Origin of the sequence: Enterobacter cloacae complex sp. IR5403 (genome assembly GCF_049238705.1) — a bacterium.
Classification (GTDB): domain Bacteria; phylum Pseudomonadota; class Gammaproteobacteria; order Enterobacterales; family Enterobacteriaceae; genus Enterobacter; species Enterobacter hormaechei_C.
Genome location: NZ_JBMKHP010000009.1, coordinates 105,322 through 125,904 on the forward strand (window position 1 = coordinate 105,322; position 20,583 = coordinate 125,904).

The 20,583-nt window shown below is 55.5% G+C and carries 15 protein-coding genes and 1 pseudogene; 13 read left to right on the forward strand and 3 right to left on the reverse strand.

Annotated features, from left to right (window positions below):
* Positions 1-97: 97 nt before the first annotated feature.
* Positions 98-1,372, reverse strand: a pseudogene (gene yegD, locus ACOTW6_RS14280) (molecular chaperone); the annotation flags it as partial.
* Positions 1,373-1,502: 130 nt separating this feature from the next.
* Here yegD and alkA point away from each other — a divergent pair.
* Positions 1,503-2,375 carry a DNA-3-methyladenine glycosylase 2 gene (alkA, locus tag ACOTW6_RS14285; protein WP_062932804.1) on the forward strand — a complete coding sequence of 291 codons (873 nt, stop codon included), beginning with the start codon at positions 1,503-1,505 and terminating at the stop codon, positions 2,373-2,375.
* On the opposite strand, the gene ACOTW6_RS14290 is transcribed toward alkA, so the two are convergent.
* Complete coding sequence (locus ACOTW6_RS14290; protein ID WP_057056934.1) at positions 2,340-5,669, reverse strand: diguanylate cyclase; 3,330 nt, start codon at positions 5,667-5,669, stop codon at positions 2,340-2,342. The genes alkA and ACOTW6_RS14290 overlap by 36 nt on opposite strands.
* A gap of 342 nt (positions 5,670-6,011) precedes the next feature.
* Between ACOTW6_RS14290 and udk the strand changes: the two genes are divergently transcribed.
* The 3 genes from udk to asmA all read left to right on the forward strand — a co-directional run bounded on the left by udk (position 6,012) and on the right by asmA (position 9,200).
* The gene (udk, locus tag ACOTW6_RS14295) at positions 6,012-6,653 is read left to right on the forward strand and encodes a uridine kinase (RefSeq protein ID WP_000130320.1); all 642 of its coding nucleotides are present in this window, start codon (positions 6,012-6,014) and stop codon (positions 6,651-6,653) included.
* Between the two features lie 91 nt (positions 6,654-6,744).
* Positions 6,745-7,326 carry a dCTP deaminase gene (dcd, locus tag ACOTW6_RS14300; RefSeq protein WP_006811250.1) on the forward strand — a complete coding sequence of 194 codons (582 nt, stop codon included), beginning with the start codon at positions 6,745-6,747 and terminating at the stop codon, positions 7,324-7,326.
* 23 nt (positions 7,327-7,349) lie between these two features.
* Complete coding sequence (asmA, locus tag ACOTW6_RS14305) at positions 7,350-9,200, forward strand: outer membrane assembly protein AsmA (protein WP_213789135.1); 1,851 nt, start codon at positions 7,350-7,352, stop codon at positions 9,198-9,200.
* A 112-nt stretch (positions 9,201-9,312) separates the two neighbouring features.
* Here the strand turns inward: asmA and ACOTW6_RS14310 are convergent, their stop codons facing one another.
* Positions 9,313-10,896, reverse strand: a complete 1,584-nt coding sequence (locus ACOTW6_RS14310; RefSeq protein WP_015572372.1) for a TerC family protein — start codon at positions 10,894-10,896, stop codon at positions 9,313-9,315.
* 693 nt (positions 10,897-11,589) lie between these two features.
* Here ACOTW6_RS14310 and ACOTW6_RS14315 point away from each other — a divergent pair.
* From ACOTW6_RS14315 to wcaF, 9 genes are all read left to right on the forward strand, one after another.
* Positions 11,590-12,726, forward strand: a complete 1,137-nt coding sequence (locus ACOTW6_RS14315) for a polysaccharide export protein (RefSeq protein ID WP_003862079.1) — start codon at positions 11,590-11,592, stop codon at positions 12,724-12,726.
* A gap of 6 nt (positions 12,727-12,732) precedes the next feature.
* Positions 12,733-13,176 carry a low molecular weight protein-tyrosine-phosphatase Wzb gene (wzb, locus tag ACOTW6_RS14320; RefSeq protein WP_003862078.1) on the forward strand — a complete coding sequence of 148 codons (444 nt, stop codon included), beginning with the start codon at positions 12,733-12,735 and terminating at the stop codon, positions 13,174-13,176.
* Between the two features lie 2 nt (positions 13,177-13,178).
* Entirely contained in the window at positions 13,179-15,341 is a 2,163-nt protein-coding gene (wzc, locus tag ACOTW6_RS14325; RefSeq protein ID WP_421766261.1) for a tyrosine-protein kinase Wzc, read from the forward strand.
* A gap of 151 nt (positions 15,342-15,492) precedes the next feature.
* On the forward strand, positions 15,493-16,335 hold the full coding sequence (wcaA, locus tag ACOTW6_RS14330; RefSeq protein ID WP_017693085.1) for a colanic acid biosynthesis glycosyltransferase WcaA: 843 nt from the start codon (positions 15,493-15,495) through the stop codon (positions 16,333-16,335).
* Positions 16,335-16,826: a colanic acid biosynthesis acetyltransferase WcaB gene (gene wcaB / locus ACOTW6_RS14335; RefSeq protein ID WP_003863505.1), complete on the forward strand. Its 492-nt coding sequence runs from the start codon at positions 16,335-16,337 to the stop codon at positions 16,824-16,826. Before wcaA ends, wcaB begins: the two co-directional genes overlap by 1 nt.
* Positions 16,823-18,040 carry a colanic acid biosynthesis glycosyltransferase WcaC gene (gene wcaC, locus ACOTW6_RS14340; RefSeq protein WP_045348878.1) on the forward strand — a complete coding sequence of 406 codons (1,218 nt, stop codon included), beginning with the start codon at positions 16,823-16,825 and terminating at the stop codon, positions 18,038-18,040. The genes wcaB and wcaC overlap by 4 nt, the downstream gene beginning before the upstream one ends.
* On the forward strand, positions 18,015-19,235 hold the full coding sequence (gene wcaD, locus ACOTW6_RS14345) for a colanic acid polymerase WcaD (protein ID WP_015572375.1): 1,221 nt from the start codon (positions 18,015-18,017) through the stop codon (positions 19,233-19,235). The genes wcaC and wcaD overlap by 26 nt, the downstream gene beginning before the upstream one ends.
* 16 nt (positions 19,236-19,251) lie before the next feature.
* Positions 19,252-19,998, forward strand: a complete 747-nt coding sequence (gene wcaE / locus ACOTW6_RS14350; protein ID WP_047053460.1) for a colanic acid biosynthesis glycosyltransferase WcaE — start codon at positions 19,252-19,254, stop codon at positions 19,996-19,998.
* Between the two features lie 16 nt (positions 19,999-20,014).
* Positions 20,015-20,569: a colanic acid biosynthesis acetyltransferase WcaF gene (wcaF, locus tag ACOTW6_RS14355; RefSeq protein ID WP_015572376.1), complete on the forward strand. Its 555-nt coding sequence runs from the start codon at positions 20,015-20,017 to the stop codon at positions 20,567-20,569.
* Positions 20,570-20,583 lie beyond the last annotated feature (14 nt).

Below are 20,583 nucleotides of genomic sequence, written 5' to 3' on the forward strand. Positions count from 1 at the left end.
TCTGAGTGTGGCGCGCTGTTTCGCCTTCGCCGGGTGGCGCTGCGCTTACCCGGCCTACGGTTGGAAGATCTTGTAGGCCGGGTAAGGCGAAGCCGCCACCCGGCAGCTGTTCTGCCAGCGCTTTCTTGATCAGCGGCGAACGGGCGCTACCGCCGGTCAGGTAAATCACGTCCGGCTTCACTTTGCCGTTCTCAAGCGCCAACTGCACCTGCTCCAGAATACGCTGAAGCGGCTGAGTCAGCGCCATTTCCAGCCCTTCCTGGGTGATTGCCGTAGCCAGATCGTCACTGATAAACGGCAGCGAAACCGCATGCTCTGGACGATCGGAAAGGGCAATTTTGCTCTCTTCGGCGGTGCGCACGACCCGGTAGCTCAGGCGCTGACGCCACACCTTATACAGCAGCGCGACCTTCTCTGCATCCTGCGCATCACGCACCAGATCGTTGAGGAAACGGCCATTCGCGGTGCTGTAAAAATCACTCTGCGCAGGCACATCGTTGATGGCAATCGCGTTCCACCACGGCAGGATCGGCAGGGCGATGCCTTTCTCGGTTTGACCGCCCATACCGAGCAGCGGCATCAGGCTCTTGAAGGCCAGGGCAATATCCAGATCGTTCCCGCCCACGCGGCAGCCGCTGTGCCCCAGCAGACTGTTTTCACGATCGCGACGGTGATGCCACTGGGGACCCATCAGCAGTAATGAACAGTCCGTCGTACCGCCACCGATGTCCACTACCAGCACCCGTTGTTCTTCCGTCAGCGTGGCCTCAAAATCCAGCCCCGCCGCAACCGGCTCATACTGGAACACCACGTCACGGAAGCCTGCCCGGTGCGCTGCACGCTCAAGGATCCCCTGCGCCTGCTGGTTGGCTTCGTCGCCGCCCAGCCCCTGAAAGTTAATCGGACGGCCAATCACCGCCTGGGTGATGGCATCCGGCACCTGGGACTGCGCCTGATTGCGGATGTGCAGCATCATTGCGCAGACCAGATCTTCAAACATCGCCACCTGCTGCGGCTTCAGGCCGCTGGCGCCGAGGAATGATTTCGGTGATTTAACGAAGTAGACCTCTTCCGGATCGTCAATGTACTGCCCGAGGGAAGAGAGGCCGAACTGCACGCTGGACGGGGTAACGTCGATATCTTCCTCGCGGTTAAAGCTGACCGCACGGCGCAGCAGCGCCTGGGTCTCTGCCGCCGTGGCCGGAACCTGATGATGGCGGAACAGCCACTCGCTCACCGCTTCACGCGTGGGCGCACAAAGCATTGACGGCAACAGCGTACTGCCGTTTTCCATTTTCAGGAGCTGCGGTTGTCCGTTTTGCATTATCGCAACCGAGCAGTTTGCGGTGCCGTAGTCGAATCCAATAAACACAATAAATCCCCATGCCGGTGAGAAGGGGCGAGACTTTAGCGAAATGTCTGCCAGGCGACAACAGGAATATGAAAGCAAGGCGCAACGCGATCTTTCGGTTTATGCTGAGGTAAATACAAAAGGAGAGACAATGTACACCCTGAACTGGCAACCGCCCTATGACTGGTCGTGGATGTTTGGCTTTCTTGCCGCGCGTGCGGTCACGGGGGTTGAGACCGTTACGGCGGATTACTACGAGCGCAGTTTTGGCTATGCCGGGCACCAGGGCGTTTTCCGGGCTACGCCCGACAGCGCAACCCATACGCTGGCGGTGTCGCTCAGTCCTGGCCTGATCCCGGTGGCGGATATCTGCCTCGACCGCATCTCCCGCCTGTTTGACCTCGATTGCGACCCGCTGCACATTGCGCAGACCCTGGGCGATCTCGGCGCGGCGCGGCCGGGCTTACGTTTGCCGGGCGCGATGGATGCCTACGAGCAGGGCGTGCGCGCCATTCTCGGACAACTGGTGAGCGTGGCGATGGCGGCAAAACTGGCGTCTCGGGTGGTGGCGCTGTGCGGTGAACCCATTGAGGATGCGCCGGGCTATCTCTGCTTTCCTCCGCCAGAGGTGCTGGCCGCGGCAGATCCGCTGGCGTTGAAAGCCCTCGGGATGCCGCTCAGGCGTGCGGAGTCGTTGATTCATCTGGCGCAGTCGGTGGTGGACGGTGAATTCCCGCTGTTCCCGCCTGAGAACGTTGAGGCCGGGATGAAGGCGCTACAGCAGCGCCCCGGCATCGGGCGCTGGACCGCGAATTACCTGGCCCTGCGCGGCTGGCAGGCGAAGGATGTTTTCCTGCCGGATGACTATCTGATTAAACAGCGCTTTGCCGGTATGACGCCCGCGCAGATCCGTCGCTACGCCGAGCGCTGGCAGCCGTGGCGCTCGTATGCGCTGTTACATATCTGGTACACCGACGGCTGGTCGCCGTCAGTTGATGGCGAAATAGCTGGTATTCAGCAGTAGATCAAGCGGCTGCGCTTCCCCGATGGTGTCGCCGTAAATGAAGTCAACGCCGATGCCCGATAGCGTATCCATCATGATCGACTGATGGCATGGCCCGGCAATGGTTTTTATGCCCAGACGCTGGGCGTGGCCCTGAATGATTGTCACCATCATCTCATCCATCAGATTGCCGTGGACGTTGGTCACCACGTCTGCATCCAGCAGCAGATAATCAGCGGTGTTGGCGCTGAGCTGGCTGAAGACGTTCATATCGCGTCCGACCCGGGTCAGCACCACGCGACAGCCAGCCTGACGAAGCTTTTGCAGACCCTGCTGCACGTTTTCATCCGTATTGCTCAGCACATCAGCGGCGATCGCCAGATGCAGCAGCCGCGCCGGCAGCGGTCCTTTGGTGATCAGGTCAAGCAGCTCATCCACCAGCGTGACGCTGGCTAAACCCGCCTCTGAGAGCGGCAGCGCGACGCCCATCCCTTTGGCCGCCACCTGTGCGGCATAGGTACGGAAAAATTCGCTGAATATCCGTCGGTCCAGGGCGTGCAGCAGCTCCGGCTCCGCCAGCCCGGCGCGGAAGGCATGCTCTTCCAGCACTTCCCCCTGGCTGGTCCACAGCCGCAAGGAAATCAGCCAGAAGCTACTGCTCTCGGGAATGCGCGGCGAGGCGACGCTGCGGGCGATCATCAGCAGATGGTTATCTTTAATCATGTGCCACTGCTCATCCAGCGACATCATGCTGCGCGTGCTGTGGATCCGCTCCTGCTGGGGTTCGTAGACGGTGACCACGCCGCGCCCGCTGTTTTTCGAGGCGTAGCAGGCGATATCAGCCTGCGACATCACTTCCGCAGCCTGGTAATTGGTGTCGTCAATCAGCGTAATCCCCGCGCTGGCGCCAATGCGGTGCAGGCGTCCTTCCCAGGAAAAATGATAGTTGTTGATGGCGTCGATCAACCGGCCCGCAATATAGCGTGCGCTTTCGACGTTGCAGTCCGGCAGCAGCAGGCCAAACTCGTCGCCGCCCAGACGCGCCAGCACGTCGCTGGAGCGCAGCATGGTCAGCATCAGTGAAGAGAGTTCGCGCAGGAGAGCGTCGCCCGCCGCGTGGCCTGCCGTATCGTTCACCGCCTTGAAACGGTCAAGATCGATAAAGACCAGCGCGTGACGCTGATGGGTCTCCTGTACCGTCTGCAACAGACGCTTCAGATGGTTTTCAAAGCTGACGCGGTTCGCCAGGTGGGTCAGGGCGTCATGGGAAGCGCTGTAGCTCAGCTGGCGCAGCATTTTGCGCGACTCGGTGACGTCCTGAATCACCAGCACCGAGCCGATGGTGTGCCCTTCCAGAGTACTGAGGGGGGTAATGCTGTAATGAATGTCGAAACTGCCGCCATTGCGGCAGTTAAGCACCACATCCTGTTCGATATCGGTACGGGACATATCGCCGCTGTGGATGTTTTCCATTAACGGACCGTTCTCGCCGAAGGTAATGTGCAGCACCTTCAGAACGGGCTGACCCAGCGCTTCGCTTTGCGACCAGCCGCTCATCTTCTCGGCGACCGGGTTCATAAAGGTGATGTTCATGTCGATGTCGGTGCACAGCACCGCTTCGCCGATGGAGTCGAGGGTGATATGCAGGCGCTCTTTTTCCTGGAACAGCGCCTCGTTCAGCTGCTTCACCTCGGTCATATCCATGTTGATGCCTAACAGCCGCTCCACTTCGCCCTGTTTGTTCAGCACCCGGTTCGCCAGCGAACGAATGTGGCGAATGCCATCCTTGACGCGAATGCGAAATTCCAGCTTGAAAGGCACCCTGGCCTGGAGTGACTCACGCAGGACCTGTTCGGCGTGCGTACGATCTTCAGGCACCATGGCCGCATGCCAGAGCTGCCAGGTGGGTTTAATGTGCGGGGGGATCTCGTACAGCTCAAACATCCGTTTATCCCAGCTGATCACGTCCGGCTCGAGATCCCACTCCCAAATCCCGATGCCACCGGCTTCGTTAGCGAGGGTGATACGCTCCATCAGACGCTTATTCACCCACTCGGTCTGTTTCAGATCGTTGATGTCTTCAATCTGGGCAATAAAGTAGAGCGGCGTGCCGTCGGCATGGCGCACAACGGAGACGGCCAGCAGCGCCCACACCACCTCGCCGCTACGGGTGTAGTAGCGTTTTTCGAGACTGTAGGTGTTGATCTCGCCGTGAATCAGCTGTTGCAACTGCTCCAGGTCGGTATTTAAATCTTCCGGCCAGGTTAACTGCTGGAACGTGAGCGACTGAAGCTCTGACTGGCTGTAACCGAGGAAATTGCACAGCGCCTTGTTAGCCTGAAGCCACTGGCCCTCAATGCCCACCAGCGCCATACCAATCGCGGAATACTCCATCGCATTGCGAAAACGTTCTTCGCTTTCCGTAATATGTTTACGCTCGGCCCGAAAGGCATACATCACCATCGTCATAATGTTGGCGGGGAGCAGCATCATCAGGAAGGGGAGCCACGGCGCATTGAAGGTGACGATCATGGTGGAGGGCGTCATGGAGAGCGGATTTCGCGCCATCATCAGGGATACCATCATGATGGTGAATAAAAATATCAGGAACGCTTCCATACGCGGCAGACGTACCGCGCTCCACATCAGCAGAACGATGATGCAGGTGAATGGCCACGGCAGCCAGGTAATTGCCGTCCAGCTAAGAACCAGCGTGACGACCAGGGTCACCAGCGTTTCCAGCAGCAGTTTCGGGTTGCGGTGGCGCAGCAGGTAATGCGGTTTAAACAGCAGACCTAACGGCACCAGCGCCAGCGCGCCAATGGCCTCTGAAAGTACCCAGACAAGGAAATTACGCAGCGGCTCCGCGCTCGGCACCAGAAAATGAACCAGTACGCCCCCCACCAGCGGCGGCACCAGGGCACTGCCGAGGGCAAGCCGGACCCAGTCGTTGAGGTTTTGCAGCGGATTATACCAGGGGAGCAGTTTACGCAGTAACAGCGCGCCAACCGTGGCCTCAATGATATTGATCGCCGTGTAGGTGATGTTGAGCGATGCCCATGAGAAGAGCATCCACGAGGCAAAGATATTGCCAAAGGAGCAGGCGAGGGCAATCCCGGGCCACATTTTTCCCGCGTGGCGGTAAAACGCCACCATCATAATTGAAGTCGGGAACCATAATGGCGCCAGCAGCGTACCGAAGCGAGTCAGCTCGAGGGAAAATAAGGTGAAGATGAACGTGACCAGACCCAGACAGACAAGCCGCAGTAAAGGATGTGGGGTAGTAACCAAAACCCGCTGGTATTGTTTATTCATTACCGCTCTATCCAGGGACGCCATGTTGTCAGGAGCCAGGTCCGGACGCGTGAAATTATTAATTTGGTTTATGCTAGTACAAACATTTTACAATTCATATGCTGAGTGGTCAGATTTTGACTTCATAGACTTATAAAATAGTTACTCTGCGAAGAAGGGTGATGAAATGGCGAAAAACCGCGCGTAAAAATTTCGCTAAAGGCGTGAAACGGCGCTTTTCAGCCCGCCTCGCATAACCTGCGCATTCGACTGGTATCACGTCCCCGAAATCCCTATAATTGCCGCGTTTGACGCTCCGGCGTCGTCCTTCCTTACATCCAGGTTAATCAGGTCGCTAAATTTATGACTGATAAGTCTCATCAGTGCGTCATCATAGGCATCGCCGGCGCATCGGCTTCAGGTAAAAGTCTTATTGCCAGTACGCTTTATCGCGAACTGCGTGAACAAGTGGGTGATGAGCATATCGGTGTTATTCCCGAAGATAGCTATTACAAAGATCAATCCCATCTCTCGATGGAAGAGCGCGTAAAAACCAACTACGACCATCCCAGTGCGATGGATCACAGCCTGCTGTTCCAGCATCTGGAAGCGCTGAAGCGCGGCGAGGCGATTGAGCTGCCCGTCTACAGCTACGTGGAACATACCCGCACTCAGGAAACGATCCGCATCGAGCCCAAGAAGGTGATTATCCTTGAAGGGATTTTGCTGCTCACCGACGCCCGTCTGCGCGAATCAATGAACTTCTCGATTTTCGTCGATACCCCGCTGGATATCTGCCTGATGCGGCGTATTAAACGCGACGTTAATGAACGCGGCCGCTCCATGGACTCCGTAATGGCGCAATATCAGAAAACCGTTCGCCCGATGTTCCTGCAATTTATTGAGCCTTCGAAACAATACGCCGATATTATCGTGCCTCGCGGCGGTAAAAACCGGATTGCCATTGATATCTTAAAAGCGAAAATCAGTCAGTTTTTTGAATAAGCCGTGTGAATTGTGTACCGTTCAGAGATAACCTGGTTTTGCCCTGACGCCGTAAGGCTTCAGGGCGCGATGTACGAAAGGAGAAAGTGCCATGCGTCTTTGTGACCGCGATATAGAAGCCTGGCTGGATGAAGGCCGCCTGTCTATCACCCCGCGTCCGCCGGTTGAGCGTATTAACGGCGTGACCGTCGATGTGCGTCTGGGGAATAAATTCCGCACCTTCAGCGGCCACACGGCACCGTTTATCGACCTCAGCGGGCCGAAAGACGAAGTCAGCGCGGCGCTGGATCGCGTCATGAGCGACGAAATCGTCATCGAAGAAGGAGAGGCGTTTTATCTCCATCCTGGCGAACTGGCGCTGGCGGTGACCTTTGAATCGGTCACGCTGCCTGCGGATCTGGTCGGCTGGCTTGATGGACGCTCTTCCCTGGCGCGTCTGGGCCTGATGGTGCACGTCACCGCGCACCGTATCGATCCGGGCTGGTCTGGCCGTATCGTGCTGGAGTTCTTTAACGCCGGTAAACTGCCGCTGGCGCTTCGTCCGGGAATGATGATCGGTGCGTTGAGCTTTGAACCGCTGACCGGCCCGGCAGACCGTCCTTATAACCGCCGTCAGGACGCAAAATATCGCGACCAGCAGGGTGCGGTTGCCAGTCGTATCGATAAAGACTGATCTGTGAGTTCACTGAGGAAGCCATGAGAAGAGTTCTGACAACGCTGATGATTTTGCTGGTGGTGCTGGTGGCTGGCCTTTCAGCGTTGGTGCTGCTGGTTAACCCGAATGACTTCCGGGCCTATATGGTGCGGCAGGTGGAAGCGCGCAGCGGGTATGAACTCAAGCTGGACGGGCCGCTGCGCTGGCACGTCTGGCCTCAGCTCAGCATTCTCTCCGGACGTATGTCTCTCACCGCGCCGGGCGCCGCGCAGCCGCTGGTCACGGCGGATAACATGCGTCTTGATGTCGCGCTCATCCCGCTTTTATCCCATCAGCTCCAGGTAGAACAGGTGATGCTGAAAGGGGCGGTGATTCAGCTTACGCCGCAAACCGAAGCCGTTCGTCAGGCGGATGCGCCGGTCGCACCGCGTGAAAACACCTTGCCTGACGTCCCCTCTGACACCGGCTGGTCGTTCGATATTGGTAATCTGAAAGTGGCTGACAGCGTGCTGGTTTTCCAGCATGAGGATGACGAACAGATCACCGTACGCAATATCAACCTCAGAATGGAGCAGGACGCCAACCATCACGCCACCATGGAGTTCTCCGGGCGGATCAACCGCAATCAGCGCGATCTCAACCTGTCGATGAACGCGAACGTGAACGCCTCTGACTATCCGCACCAGCTGACGGCGGACGTTCAGCAGCTCAACTGGCAGCTGACCGGCGCGGATTTACCCGCGAAGGGGATTGTCGGCCAGGGCACGATGCAGGCGGTGTGGCATGAAGAGCGCAAACAGCTCGAACTGAACGCGCTCAACCTCCAGGCCAACGACAGTGCCCTGAAGGGGCAGGCGAGCGTCACGCTTGATGAGAAACCTAAGTGGGTGCTGGATCTGCAATTCGACAAGCTGAACCTCGAGAACCTGCTTGCGCCCCAACCGGTGAACGCGACCGATGAGGGAGTCGCGCAGGAGGGGCAAAGCCAGGTCACACAGTCGCGTCCGGTGATCTCCTCAAATCTCGATCTGCCTGACTACAATGGCCTGCGCGGATTTACCGCCGACATTCTGCTGAAAGCGAACAGCGTGCGCTGGCGTGGAATTGATTTCACTGACGTCAGCAGCCAGATGTCCAACCACAACGGCCTTCTGGTCATCTCCGAGCTCAGCGGAAAAATGGGAGCAGGGAACCTCTCCCTGCCGGGCACGCTGGATGTACGCAACGACGTTGCCAGCGCCGCGTTCCAGCCGCGTCTGGAAAACGTTGAGATTGGCTCCATCCTGAAAGCCTTTAATTACCCGATTGCCCTCACGGGGCAGCTGTCGCTGGCAGGGGATTTCTCTGGTACGAAGATTGATGCGGACGCCTTCCGTCGTAGCTGGCAGGGGCAGGCGCACGTTGAGCTGAAAGATTCGCGCATTGAAGGGCTGAACTTCCAGCAGCTGGTGCAGCAGGCGGTAGAGCGCAGCAGCAGCGTGAAAGCGAATGAAAACTACGACAGCGCAACCCGTCTCGACAGCTTTACCAGTGAGCTTGCCCTCGACAACGGTCAGCTCTCGCTGGACGACATGCAGGGGACGTCGTCACTGCTGGCCCTGACCGGAACCGGCGCGCTGGATCTGGTGAAAGAGACGGCAGACACCCGCTTCAACGTCCGCGTGAAGGCTGGCTGGGAAGGCGAAGGACAGCTTGTTGAGTTCCTGAAAGAGACGCCGATACCGCTGCGCGTGTACGGAAAATGGCAGGAGTTGAATTACAGTTTACAGGTCGATCAGATCCTGCGTAAGCACCTTCAGGATGAAGCGAAACGTCGGCTGAATGACTGGGCGGACCGCAATAAAGAGTCTCAGTCAGGTAAGGACGTGAAAAAGCTGCTCGATAAGCTGTGATGGCTGTTGTGCCGGGTGGCATGTGCGGCCTGATGCCCTCACCCCGGCCCTCTCCCACGGGGAGAGGGCGCAAACACTAAAAACGGCAACGAGGTTGCCGTTTTGCTTTTACCTACACCTCAAAATCCATCTCATCTTCACCGCGCAGCGGTATCAGCTGCACCTTCTGCACGCGATGGCTCTCTACCTGCAAGGTTTTGATCATGTAATCCCCCACCTGAACCTCTTCGCCCGGCTGCGGAATACGTTGCAGATATTCCATCAGCAAACCGGCAATGGTGTGGTATTCGCGCTTCTCGTCCAGCGGAAGCGGAACGAACTGCACCAGATCTTCAAGCGGCATGTGGCCGTTGGCGGTCCAGCTGCCGTCGGCGTTTTTCTGAATATCGTGGCGCGCATCGATCTCATCCACCTCATTAGGCAGATTACCGGCGATGGTTTCCATCACGTCGCTGAGCGTCACCAGCCCTTCCACAGAACCAAACTCATCAACGACAAACGCGAAGTGGGTACGCGCGTTGCGGAACTGCTCCAGCGCGGAGAGCAGCGGCAGCGCTTCCGGGAACACCAGCGGCTGGCGCACCAGCGCCCGCAGGTTGAGCGGCTCGCCGTGAAGCTGCTGTTGAAGCAGGTCAATCACGTGTACGACGCCCAGCAGCTCTTCTTCCTCTTCACCGCCGGTGACAACCACCCGGGTGTGCTGGTTTTTATCCAGCAGGGCGCGGATCTGCTCTTCCGGCGCCGTCAGGTCAATATGCTCGATGTCATGGCGGGAGGTCATGATACTGCTCACCGAGCGCTGGTTGAGGTTAAGCACGCGCTCTATCATCCGGCGTTCCTGCGGGTTGAAGATCTGCCCGTCGCTGTGGTCGGCAAGCATCGCCGCGGATTCAGCATCCAGCTCGGCATCCTCTTTTTTGCCGCTCAGCAGGCGCATCACCGTATCTGCGGTGCGCTGTCGTAATGTCTGGTTCGCGGAGAGAAAACGGCGACGGTTGAAAATGGCCAGCTGGTTGAGAAACTCAATCAGCACCGAGAAACCAATGGCGGCGTACAGATACCCTTTCGGGATATGGAAGCCAAAACCATCCGCCACCAGGCTAAAGCCAATCATCAGCAGGAAGCTCAGACAGAGGATGACGATAGTCGGGTGACTGTTCACGAAGCGCGTCAGGGCTTTACTGGCGAGCACCATCAGGGTGATGGCGATGATCACCGCGGCCATCATCACCGCCAGATGGTCAACCATGCCGACGGCCGTGATCACGGAGTCGAGAGAAAAGACGGCATCCAGCACCACTATCTGTGCGACCACCGGCCAGAATTTAGCGCCGCGTCGCTGGGTGGGATTTTCACTGTCTTTTCCTTCCAGCCGCTCATTAAGCTCAACCGTGGCTTTGAACAGCAGGAACAATCCGCCGAAAAGCATGATCAGGTCGCGGGCGCTAAAGCTCAGACCCTGTACGCTGAATAAGGGTTTGGTCAGCGTCACCAGCCAGGAGATTGAGGCCAGTAACAGCAGACGCATCACCATGGCGAGCAGAAGACCCGTCACTCGGGCGCGGTCGCGTTGTGAAGGGGGTAATTTATCGGCAAGGATGGCGATAAACACCAGGTTATCAATGCCGAGCACTAATTCGATGACGACCAGCGTCACCAGCCCGGCCCAGATTGATGGATCGGCAATCCATTCCATAGTAAATGCAATACCTTCTGTTATATGACTAATGTCACACTTCGATCATGGATAAAGCCGACGGAAATTGCAATGCCGGGGTGAGATTTCTCTTAATGCTACACTCTGGTAAACCCCATTTTCCGGGCGGTGTAAATAAGTTAATTGCGAAGATTTAATTACACGAATCGATATTTAGGAAATATCGCAATAAATGGTCCGGCGATCTATTTTGTCAATATAAAGAAAATCCGAAAACCTTAAAACTTTGCTCTTAATATTAATCTTAAAAACGAATATTAGGACGGTTGTCTCCTTGCCTGCTATTAGGTTAGCTGCAACAATTCTTCCAGCATCAAATGTTAAATCTCCTTGTTGCTATTTTTGTTTCGGTCTTTGGTGAAGGTTATACATTATCAATCGCCCCTGTGAGGCGTTTGATATATTTCGCAAAAGGCCTTATCCAAGAGGGTGTCTAACCATAACGCATTGTTTAGTCAGTGGATTGGTAACTGAAAGCCAAGGGCGGTAGCGTGCCTGAAAGCGTGTGAATCAGCCTCAATTATTCTGTCAATAGCCAATCGATGAATAAGCTTTTTTTAGGACTGATGCCAGTTATATTGCTAAATGATTAACTGCATTCTGATTGTCACCACGACCCGCGCTTATTTTAATTGCACAGGATAATTACTCTGCCAAAGTGATAAATAATCAATGATGAAATCCAAAATGAAATTGATGCCATTATTGGTGTCTGTGACCTTGATGAGTGGTTGCACGGTCTTTCCCGGCAGCAATATGTCGACAATGGGCAAGGATGTGATTAAACAGCAGGATGCTGATTTTGATCTCGACAAAATGGTGAATGTGTATCCATTAACCCCACGTCTGGTGGAACAATTACGCCCACGTCCAAATGTTGCTCAACCAAATATGTCTCTGGACCAGGAAATTGCCTCTTACCAGTATCGCGTGGGTCCGGGTGACGTCATTAACGTGACCGTCTGGGATCACCCTGAACTGACCACGCCTGCGGGTCAGTACCGCAGCTCAAGCGACACCGGTAACTGGGTACAGTCCGATGGCACCATGTTCTATCCCTACATTGGCAAAGTGCACGTCGCGGGCAAAACGCTTGCTGAGATCCGTAGTGATATTACCGGCCGCCTGGCGCAGTACATTGCTGACCCGCAGGTGGACGTTAATATCGCCGCGTTCCGATCCCAGAAAGCCTATATCTCTGGCCAGGTCAATAAATCCGGCCAGCAGGCGATCACTAACGTCCCGCTCACCGTTCTCGATGCGATCAATGCCGCAGGCGGCTTAACCGATGGCGCTGACTGGCGCAACGTGGTGCTGACCCACAACGGCAAAGAGCAGCGCATTTCGCTTCAGGCGCTGATGCAAAACGGTGACCTGACCCAGAACCGCCTCCTTTATCCGGGCGACATTCTGTACGTGCCGCGCAACGACGATCTGAAAGTGTTCGTGATGGGTGAAGTGAAGAAACAGAGCACCCTCAAGATGGACTTCAGCGGTATGACCCTGACCGAAGCGCTGGGCAATGCGGAAGGCATCGATCTGACCGCCTCCAACGCCAGCGGGATCTTCGTGATCCGTCCTATCAAAGGCGAGAACGCGAAGGGCAAGATTGCCAACATCTACCAGCTGGATATGTCCGACGCGACGTCGCTGGTCATGGCAACGTCGTTCCGTCTCCAGCCGTACGATGTGGTCTATGTCACCACCGCGCCGGTTGCCCGCTGGAACCGTCTGATCAACCAGTTGCTGCCTACCATCAGTGGCGTTCGCTACATGACGGATACGGCGAGCGACGTTCATAACTGGTAAGCCGCGATGTTTAACAAAATTCTGGTGGTGTGCGTGGGGAACATTTGCCGTTCCCCCACGGCTGAAAGGCTGTTGAAAAATTACCAGCCTGCGTTAACGGTCGACTCCGCAGGGCTGGGCGCGCTGGTCGGAAAAGGTGCCGACGAACGTGCCGCAAGCGTTGCCCTTGAGCATAACCTCTCACTCGACGGGCACGTTGCCCGTCAGGTCTCTGGCCGGATGTGCCGGGAATATGACCTGATCCTCGCGATGGAAAAACGCCACATTCACGCGCTGTGCGATATCGCACCGGAGATGCGCGGCAAGGTGATGCTGTTTGGTCACTGGGATGGTGAGCGCGAAATTCCCGATCCGTATCGCAAGAGCCGCGAGGCCTTTGAGGCGGTATACACCTTACTAGACCAGTCTGCCCGTCAGTGGGCGCAGGCACTGAAAGCTCAGCAGGGATAACAATGACAGAAAAAACAAGACCTTCTGCCGCCCCGACGTCGGGCAGTGATGAAATCGATATCGGTCGCCTGGTCGGGACCGTTATTGAAGCGAAATGGTGGGTGCTGGGTATTACCGCCATCTTTGCCGTGGCGGCGATCGTTTATACGCTGTTCGCGACGCCTATTTACAGCGCCGACGCGCTGGTGCAGATCGAACAAAATACCGGAAACTCGCTGGTTCAGGATATCGGCTCGGCGCTGGCCAACAAGCCGCCGGCATCGGAAGCCGAAATTCAGCTGATCCAGTCGCGCCTGGTACTGGGCAAAACGGTTCACGATCTGGGGCTGGATATCGCGGTCACCAAAAACACCTTCCCGGTGTTTGGCGCAGGCTGGGATCGCCTGATGGGGCGCAGTAACGATACGGTAAAAGTGACCGACTTCGTGATCCCAAAAGGGGCAGGGGACCAAACCTTTACCCTGACCGTGCTGGGACCAAAACAGTATCAGCTGACCAGCGACGCGGGCTTCAGCGCGCGCGGCGAAGTGGGGCAGATGCTGACCAAAGAGGGCGTCAGCATCAAGGTCAGCGCAATTCAGGCGCATGAGGGCGGGGAGTTTACGGTCACCAAATTCTCGACGCTCGGGATGATCAACAACCTGCAAAACAACCTGACCGTCACCGAAAACGGCAAGGACACCGGCGTCCTGAGCATGACCTTCACCGGTGAAGACAAGGACCAAATTCGCGACATCCTCAATAGCATCACCCGCAACTATCTGGAGCAGAACGTTGAGCGTAAGTCAGCGGAAGCCGCAAAAAGTCTGGCGTTTCTCAGTAAACAGCTGCCGGAGGTGCGCGCCCGTCTGGATGACGCTGAGAACAAGCTGAACGCGTACCGTCAGGACAAGGATTCCGTCGATCTGCCGCTGGAGGCGAAATCGGTTCTCGACTCCATGGTGAATATTGATGCGCAGCTGAACGAGCTGACCTTCAAAGAGGCGGAGATTTCCAAGCTCTATACCAAACGTCACCCGGCGTACCGCACGCTGCTGGAGAAACGTCGTACCCTGGAAGAAGAGAAGGCGAAGCTAAATGACCGCGTGACCGCGATGCCGAAGACGCAGCAGGAAATTGTACGCCTGACGCGTGATGTGGAATCCGGCCAGCAGGTTTACATGCAGCTGCTGAACAAACAGCAGGAGCTGAAAATCACCGAAGCCAGCACCGTCGGCGACGTGCGTATCGTTGACCCGGCGATTACCCAGCCGGGCGTGCTGAAGCCGAAGAAAGCGCTGATTATTCTCGGCAGCATTATTCTCGGCCTGATGCTTTCCATCGTCGGCGTGCTGCTGCGCTCGCTGTTCAACCGCGGTATCGAAAGCCCGCAGGTGCTGGAAGAGAACGGGATCAGCGTGTACGCCAGCATCCCGCTTTCAGAGTGGCAGAAGTCCCGTGACAGCGTGAAAACCGTTAAGGGCGTCAAGCGTTACAAACATAGCCAGCTGCTGGCCGTGGGTAACCCGACCGACCTGGCGATTGAAGCGGTGCGCAGCCTGCGTACCAGCCTCCACTTCGCCATGATGCAGGCCAAAAACAACGTCCTGATGATGACCGGTGTCAGCCCGTCAATCGGTAAAACCTTCGTCTGCGCCAACCTGGCGGCGGTGGTGAGCCAGACCAACAAGCGCGTGCTGTTGATCGACTGCGATATGCGTAAGGGCTACACCCACGAGCTGCTGGGCACCAACAACGTTAACGGTCTGTCGGAAATCCTGCTCGGTAAAGGGGAAATCAGTGAGAGCGCCAAGCCGACCTCGATTCCGAAATTTGACCTGATCCCGCGTGGCCAGGTGCCGCCGAACCCGTCTGAACTGCTGATGAGCGAGCGCTTCACGCAGCTGATTGAGTGGGCGAGCAAAAATTATGACCTGGTGCTGATCGATACCCCACCAATTCTGGCGGTTACCGACGCTGCCGTGGTAGGGCGTCATGCGGGCACCACGCTGATGGTCGCACGCTATGCGGTGAACACCCTGAAGGAAGTGGAAACCAGCCTGAGCCGCTTTGAGCAGAACGGTATTGAGGTGAAGGGGGTCATTCTGAACTCCATCTTCCGCCGCGCGACCGGGTATCAGGATTACGGCTACTACGAGTACGAATATAAGTCTGACAGTAAATAACAAAATACACCCCACACCCCTCACCCTAACCCTCTCCCCAAAGGGGAGAGGGGACTGTTCGGTGCTGGATTTGGGGGACGAACGTAATGATAACCACTGGATGCCTTTCACCCTCTCCCCTATGGGGAGAGGGCCGGGGTGAGGGGAAAATATGACCACACAACGCCCTTTGATTTCTATCTATATGCCGACATGGAATCGTCAGCAGCTGGCGATCCGCGCGATTAAATCGGTCCTGCGTCAGGATTACGATAACTGGGAACTGATTATCGTGGATGACTGTTCCTCCTCTTACGAACAGCTGCAAAAGTTTGTTGAAGACCTGAACGACCCGCGCGTGATGTACACGCACAACGCCATCAACTCCGGGGCGTGTGCGGTGCGCAACCAGGCGATTATGCAGGCGAAAGGGCAGTATCTGACCGGTATCGACGACGATGACGAATGGACGCCAAACCGTCTGTCGATCTTCCTGTCGCACAAAGCGCAGCTGGTGACCCACGCGTTTCTGTATGCCAACGACTATGTCTGCCAGGGCGAGGTCTATTCGCAGCCGGCCAGCCTGCCGCTGTATCCGAAATCACCGTATTCCCGCCGCCTGTTCTACAAGCGCAACATTATTGGCAACCAGGTGTTTACCTGGGCATGGCGCTTTAAGGAGTGCCTGTTCGACACCGAGCTGAAGGCCGCGCAGGATTACGACATCTTCCTGCGGATGGTGGTGGAGTACGGCGAGCCGTGGAAGGTGGAAGAGGCCACGCAGATCCTGCACATCAATCACGGGGAGATGCAAATCACCTCGTCGCCGAAGAAATTCTCGGGCTACTTCCATTTTTACCGCAAGCACAAGGACAAGTTTGACCGTGCCAGCCGGAAGTATCAGCTCTTCACCCTGTATCAGATCCGTAACAAGCGCATGAACTGGCGCACGCTGCTGACGCTACTGTCGGTACGTAACGGCAAGCGTCTGGCTGACGGGCTTCGGGGGAAATAATGTTTCTGGAAGATTGCCGCGCTAACAGCTGGAGCCTGCGCCCGTGCTGCATGGTTCTGGCCTACCGTATTGCGCACTTTTGCTCGGTGTGGCGCAAAAAAAATGTGCTGAACAATATCTGGGCCGCGCCGGTGCTGGTGCTGTACCGCATCATCACCGAATGCTTTTTTGGCTATGAAATTCAGGCCGCTGCCACCATTGGCCGCCGCTTTACCATTCATCACGGCTATGCGGTGGTCATCAACAAGTTCGTCGTCGCGGGTGATGATTTCACCATTCGCCACGGGGTGACAATCGGTAACCGCGGGCCAGACAGCCTGGCTTGCCCGGTGATTGGCAATAACGTCGAGTTGGGCGCCAACGTGGTGATGATCGGGGACATTACCGTGGGTAATAACGTGACGATTGGCGCAGGCAGCGTGGTGCTGGACAGCATTCCGGACAACGCGCTGGTGGTGGGCGAGAAAGCCCGCGTGAAGGTGATTAAATGAACATTCTGCAATTTAACGTACGCCTCGCAGAGGGCGGGGCGGCAGGCGTAGCGCTGGATCTGCACCAGCGCGCGCTGCAAAAAGGACTCCAGTCGCGCTTTGTTTACGGTTACGGTAAAGGCGGCAAGAAAAGCGTCAGCCATGATAACTATCCGCAGGTGCTGAAGCAGACGCCACGTCTGACCTCCATCGCCAATATTGCGCTGTTCCGCCTGTTTAACCGCGACCTGTTCGGCAACCTGAATAATCTCTACCGCACCGTCACCCGCACTCGCGGCCCGGTTGTGCTGCACTTCCACGTGCTGCACAGCTACTGGCTGAATCTGGAAGAGGTGGTGGCGTTTTGTGGCAAGGTGAAGGCGCACAAGCCGGATACCCGATTTGTCTGGACGCTGCACGACCATTGGAGCGTGACCGGACGTTGCGCCTTTACCGACGGCTGCGAAGGCTGGAAAGATAACTGCCAGAAATGCCCTACGCTCAGCAACTACCCGCCTGTGAAGGTCGATCGCGCGCATCAGCTGGTTGAGGGTAAGCGTCAGCTGTTCCGCGATATGCTCTCGCTCGGCTGCACCTTTATCTCCCCAAGCCAGCACGTGGCGGACGCTTTTAATAGCCTGTACGGAGCAGGGCGCTGCCAGATCATCAACAACGGTATTGATGTGGCAACGGAAGCGATCCTGGCCGAACTGACGCCCGTAGCCGTTACCCCCGGTAAGCCGAAAATTGCGGTCGTCGCCCATGACCTGCGCTACGACGGCAAAACCAACCAGCAGCTGGTGCGCGACATGATGGCGCTCGGCGACAAAATTGAGCTGCATACCTTTGGCAAATTCTCGCCGTTTGATGGCGCTAACGTGGTGAACCACGGGTTTGAAACCGACAAGCGCAAACTGATGAGCGCGCTGAACGGTATGGACGCGCTGGTGTTCAGCTCCCGCGTGGACAACTACCCGCTGATCCTGTGCGAAGCGCTCTCCATCGGCGTACCGGTGATTGCCACCCACAGCGACGCCGCGCGGGAAGTGCTGGAGAAATCCGGCGGTAAAACCTTCAGTGAAAATGAGGTGCTGCCGCTGGTGCAGTTGTCGAAGGCCGATATCGCGCAGGCTGTTTTTGGCACGGACCTGGAATCGTTCCGCAACCGTAGCCGCAAAGCGTACAGTGGACAACAGATGCTGGAGGAGTATGTCTCGTTCTATCAGAATCTGTAGTTATCTGCTGCTGCCGCTGATCTACCTGCTGGTCAACGTTAAGATTGCCCAGCTCGGTGAAAGCTTCCCGATCACTATCGTCACCTTCCTGCCGGTTCTGCTGTTGCTTTACGTTGACAAGCTTAACCTCAAAAAGCTGATGATTTCACTGGGCATCGGGTTTGGTCTGACGGCGTTTAACTACATCTTTGGTCAGTCGCTGGACGCCAGCAAATATGTCACCTCCACCATGCTGTTTGTTTATATCGTTATCATTATTGGCATGGTGTGGAGTATTCGCTTTAAAACTATTTCTCCGCACAATTATAGGAAAATCCTCAGGTTCTTTTATATTGTCGTCGGGCTGATTGTTGTGCTTGCGGCAATGGAGATGGCGCAAATTATTCTTACAGGCGGCAGTAGCCTGATGGAAATAATTTCGAAATATCTTATATACAGTAACAGCTATGTACTGAACTTCATTAAGTTTGGTGGCAAGCGTACAACCGCGCTCTATTTTGAACCGGCGTTTTTTGCTCTGGCATTAATCTCAATTTGGCTCAGCATCAAACAGTTCGGTATCAAAACCCCCAAGACCGATGCTATGATTCTTGCAGGAATCGTTCTGTCAGGGTCGTTCTCCGGGGTAATGACGTTTATTCTGTTTTACCTGCTGGAGTGGGCGTTCCAGTACCTGAACAAAGAGGCGATTAAGAAAAAACTGCCGCTGGCGATAATTTCTCTGACGGTATTTTTAGTGGGCGTAATATTCGCGTTTCCGTACATTTCTGAACGTCTGGGTGATTTGGGAACGGAAGGTTCGTCGTCCTATTATCGCATCATTGGTCCACTGGTGATGGTGGGTTATTCCTTAACCCATATTGATGGCGTAGTAAGATTCGGCTCACTTTACGAATATGTTGCATCATTCGGAATCTTTAACGGTGCGGATGTCGGTAAAACCATAGACAATGGTCTGTATCTGTTAATTATCTATTTTTCCTGGTTCGCCGTACTGTTGACACTGTGGTATCTGTTTAAAGTTTTCAAAATGATGATTAACGCGTTTGGTGATAACCAGAACTTTCGCGTGCAACTTTATCTGTTCACACCGGTGTCGTTGTTTTTTACCGGGTCAATATTTAGCCCGGAATATGCATTCTTAATTGTATGTCCGTTTATTTTGCGCAAAGCGCTGAATATTACGAGCGTATGACGAAATGAGGTGATTTATGTTTCTTAGCGTCATTACTGTCGCCTTTCGTAACTACGAAGGGGTGGTAAAAACCTGGCGCTCGCTGCGCAACCTGGCGCGCGATCCGAGCCTCACGTTTGAGTGGATCGTGGTCGATGGCGGCTCGAACGACGGCACGGCGGAGTTCCTGGAAAAACTCAACGGTGAGTTCAACTTACGTTACATCAGCGAGAAAGATAAAGGCATTTACGATGCCATGAATAAAGGCATCAACATGGCGCAGGGGCGTTACGCCATCTTCCTCAATTCCGGCGATGTGTTCCATGAAGATGTGGCGCTGTTTGCCCGCCAGCTGGCGCGCCAGAAAGAAGATGCCATGTTTATCGGTGATGCGCTGCTTGATTTCGGCGAGGGGAAAAAAGTGCTGCGCAGCGCGAAACCAGGCTGGTATATCTACCACAGCCTGCCGGCCAGCCATCAGGCTATTTTCTTCCCAATGAGCGGCCTGAAAAAACAGCCTTACGATTTGCGCTATAAAGTGTCATCAGATTATGCCCTGGCTGCCAGCCTGTACAAATCTGGCTACCCGTTCCGTCGAATTAAAGGACTGGTATCTGAATTTTCAATGGGCGGCGTGTCAACCTCGAATAATCTGGAACTGTGCCAGGATGCCAAAAACGTGCAGCGTAAAATATTACGCGTGCCGGGGTTCTGGGCGGAATTATCTTATTTCTTACGTCTGAAAACGACGGGTAAAGCGAAAGCCTTATATAACAAAGCCTGAGATATAAGGAAACGTAATGCAGGAATTAAATGGATTCTCCGTGCCGAAAGGTTTTCGGGGCGGGAGCGGTATTAAAGTTCAACTATGGTGGGCTGTACAGGCAACGTTATTTGCCTGGTCGCCGCAAATATTGTACCGCTGGCGCGCATTTTTACTGCGTCTGTTTGGCGCAAAAATAGGAAAAAACGTAGTCATTCGACCTTCGGTGAAAATTACTTATCCCTGGAAATTAACGCTTGGGGATTACGCCTGGGTTGGGGATGACGCAGTGTTATATACCCTTGGCGAGATTACGATCGGCGCAAATTCGGTGGTTTCACAGAAGTGTTATTTGTGCACCGGCAGCCACGATTTTATGAGCCCGCATTTTGATATTACCGCTTCGCCTGTTGTGATCGGTGAAAAATGCTGGCTGGCAACAGACGTCTTTGTTGCACCCGGTGTTTCTGTTGGCGATGGCACGGTAGTCGGTGCCCGCAGCAGCGTTTTTAAATCGCTACCGGCAAATAAAATTTGCCGTGGCAACCCCGCAGTGGTGATACGCGAACGCGTTGAAACTGAAAAACTTTGATAAGTACAGAGGAA

What these genes read in the sequence shown, in the direction of transcription:
- alkA (WP_062932804.1), top strand. Translation starts at nt 1,503, where the DNA reads ATGTACACCCTGAACTGGCAACCGCCCTATGACTGGTCGTGGATGTTT.
- ACOTW6_RS14290 (WP_057056934.1), bottom strand. Translation starts at nt 5,669, where the DNA reads ATGAATAAACAATACCAGCGGGTTTTGGTTACTACCCCACATCCTTTA.
- udk (WP_000130320.1), top strand. Translation starts at nt 6,012, where the DNA reads ATGACTGATAAGTCTCATCAGTGCGTCATCATAGGCATCGCCGGCGCA.
- dcd (WP_006811250.1), top strand. Translation starts at nt 6,745, where the DNA reads ATGCGTCTTTGTGACCGCGATATAGAAGCCTGGCTGGATGAAGGCCGC.
- asmA (WP_213789135.1), top strand. Translation starts at nt 7,350, where the DNA reads ATGAGAAGAGTTCTGACAACGCTGATGATTTTGCTGGTGGTGCTGGTG.
- ACOTW6_RS14310 (WP_015572372.1), bottom strand. Translation starts at nt 10,896, where the DNA reads ATGGAATGGATTGCCGATCCATCAATCTGGGCCGGGCTGGTGACGCTG.
- ACOTW6_RS14315 (WP_003862079.1), top strand. Translation starts at nt 11,590, where the DNA reads ATGATGAAATCCAAAATGAAATTGATGCCATTATTGGTGTCTGTGACC.
- wzb (WP_003862078.1), top strand. Translation starts at nt 12,733, where the DNA reads ATGTTTAACAAAATTCTGGTGGTGTGCGTGGGGAACATTTGCCGTTCC.
- wzc (WP_421766261.1), top strand. Translation starts at nt 13,179, where the DNA reads ATGACAGAAAAAACAAGACCTTCTGCCGCCCCGACGTCGGGCAGTGAT.
- wcaA (WP_017693085.1), top strand. Translation starts at nt 15,493, where the DNA reads ATGACCACACAACGCCCTTTGATTTCTATCTATATGCCGACATGGAAT.
- wcaB (WP_003863505.1), top strand. Translation starts at nt 16,335, where the DNA reads ATGTTTCTGGAAGATTGCCGCGCTAACAGCTGGAGCCTGCGCCCGTGC.
- wcaC (WP_045348878.1), top strand. Translation starts at nt 16,823, where the DNA reads ATGAACATTCTGCAATTTAACGTACGCCTCGCAGAGGGCGGGGCGGCA.
- wcaD (WP_015572375.1), top strand. Translation starts at nt 18,015, where the DNA reads ATGTCTCGTTCTATCAGAATCTGTAGTTATCTGCTGCTGCCGCTGATC.
- wcaE (WP_047053460.1), top strand. Translation starts at nt 19,252, where the DNA reads ATGTTTCTTAGCGTCATTACTGTCGCCTTTCGTAACTACGAAGGGGTG.
- wcaF (WP_015572376.1), top strand. Translation starts at nt 20,015, where the DNA reads ATGCAGGAATTAAATGGATTCTCCGTGCCGAAAGGTTTTCGGGGCGGG.